The sequence below is a fragment of the Mesorhizobium kowhaii genome, from assembly GCF_003253745.1.
GTDB lineage: Bacteria > Pseudomonadota > Alphaproteobacteria > Rhizobiales > Rhizobiaceae > Mesorhizobium > Mesorhizobium kowhaii.
On sequence record NZ_MZXV01000086.1, the window covers coordinates 1 to 1,901 of the forward strand.

General features: G+C 61.9%; 3 protein-coding genes. All 3 read left to right on the plus strand.

The annotated features are described in order from the left end of the window. Window positions 1-516 (plus strand): alpha/beta fold hydrolase (locus B5V02_RS40990; protein WP_167458853.1); only part of this gene is annotated, 516 nt, incomplete at its 5' end. A 62-nt stretch (window positions 517-578) separates the two neighbouring features. Continuing rightward, window positions 579-962 carry a DUF427 domain-containing protein gene (locus B5V02_RS39980; protein ID WP_111549415.1) on the plus strand — a complete coding sequence of 128 codons (384 nt, stop codon included), beginning with the start codon at window positions 579-581 and terminating at the stop codon, window positions 960-962. Window positions 963-1,058: 96 nt separating this feature from the next. Continuing rightward, window positions 1,059-1,691, plus strand: coding sequence for a glutathione S-transferase family protein (locus tag B5V02_RS39985; RefSeq protein WP_111549414.1), 633 nt, complete (start codon window positions 1,059-1,061; stop codon window positions 1,689-1,691). The last annotated feature ends 210 nt before the right edge of the window (window positions 1,692-1,901 follow it).

The window sequence follows — 1,901 nt, forward strand, 5'->3', positions numbered from 1 at the left end:
GAAATCACTTTGCAGGCGCCCGATCTCGTTCGCAGGATGATCGTCGATGGCGCAGGTCCGCGCGGCGGTCAGGGAATGGAGCTGATAGCCCAGGCTACAGGGCGGCTCTTTGGCGCCCACCCCCACGATCCGCCAGAGAGTGTCTGGCTCGCGGTTAAATTCAGTCCGTCCGCGGCGGGCCAGGCGGCGGGACGGGAGTACCTGAAGCGCACGCATCTTCGGCAAGAGGGACGCGATCCCGAAGTGAACGACAAGGTGTCGCCCGCCCAGGTCGAAGCGATTCGCAATTGGGGTGTCCAGAAAGAGGGGTCGGACGACTATCTGAAGACGATCAAGCAGCCAACTCTCATCGTGAACGGCAGTAACGACGTGAACATACCCACGGTGAACTCTTTCATCATGCAGCAGAACATGCCGTATGCGGAGCTGATCATCTACCCCGACTCCAATCACGGTGCGCACCACCAGTACCCGGAGCTCTTCGTTGAACACGCGACTCTGTTTTTGAACGCGTGACGACGACGGCAAGACCGCTGAGTAGCAACGACGGCGTTCCCCATCCAGAAGGCGGCCTGAACATGATCGAGAAGTCCATCAAAATTCCCGGCCCTGATCATCCGATCACGATCGAAGCCAATCCAGATCGTGTCGTGGTTACGCTGCGCGGCCAGACGATAGCCGACACCGCCGCAGCGCTGACGCTCCGGGAGGCGGCCTATCCGGCCGTGCAATACATCCCCCGCCGCGACGTCGACATGGCGGCGCTCATGCGGAGCGACCACACGACCTATTGCCCCTACAAGGGCGACGCCTCGTACTTCAGCATTCCCGCCGGCGGGGACCGCTCGGTGAATGCCGTGTGGTCCTACGAGACGCCCTTCCCAGCGATGGCTGAAATCAAGGGCTACGTCGCTTTCTATCCCGACCGTGTGGACGCCATCGAGGAACGGCCGAGCGGCTAGCCGCTTCCGCCCGGGCCAGCCAAGCCTAAGGCCCGGCAGCCAACCGACCAGGCGCTGACGTGGATCCTTCATACGAAACCTGATTGGAGAAGACCCTTGAAACTCTATCATTCCAACGGCTCGCCCAATTCCCGCCGCGTGCGAATCCTGATCGCCGAGAAGGGCCTCGACATCGAACTGGCGCCCGTCGACCTCGGCGCGAAGGAACAGTTTTCGGATGCCTATCGAGCCATCAATGCCCGCGCGGTTGTCCCGACCCTCGTGCTGGATGACGGCACAGCGATTGGCGAGGTTCCCGCGATCATGCGCTACCTTGACGAGGCCTATCCCAAGGTCCCGCTACTCGGCGTAACGCCAAAGGAGAAGGCACTCATCACCATGTGGGAACGCCGCGCAGAGCTTGAAGGCTTCGCCTCCGTCATGGAGGGAGTGCGAAACGCCGCCGCAGGCTTGAAAGGCCGCGCCTTCTCCGGTCCGCATGGCTACGAGCAGATTCCGGCGCTGATCGAGCGCAGCAAGCAGCGGGTGGCTAATTTCTACACCGATTTTGAGGCGAGACTGAAGGACGTCGAGTTTGTGGCGGGTGATCGGTTCTCAGCTGCGGATATCACCACGCTGGTCACTGTCGACTTCGCGACGAAAGCCTTCGCCATGCCCATTCCCGACGACAGCGTCGCGCTCAAGCACTGGTACGACGCCGTCTCGGCTCGTCCGAGTGCAGCTGCTTAGCAGACACCGACGGCGGCTGCGACGGGCGTCCTCGGGGAAACAAGGAGACATTGGGATGAGCGAGTTGCTCGATGTCGTGATCACCGCCCATGGCGGCCTGGATCGTTGGAACGCCGTGCGTTCGGTCGATGTGACGTTCAACTTCTCCGGGGGTCTTCTCGACCTGAAGGGCTTTCCCGGTCATCACCGGCCCACAGCCTCGGTCGATGT

What these genes read in the sequence shown, in the direction of transcription:
- B5V02_RS39980 (WP_111549415.1), top strand. Translation starts at nt 579, where the DNA reads ATGATCGAGAAGTCCATCAAAATTCCCGGCCCTGATCATCCGATCACG.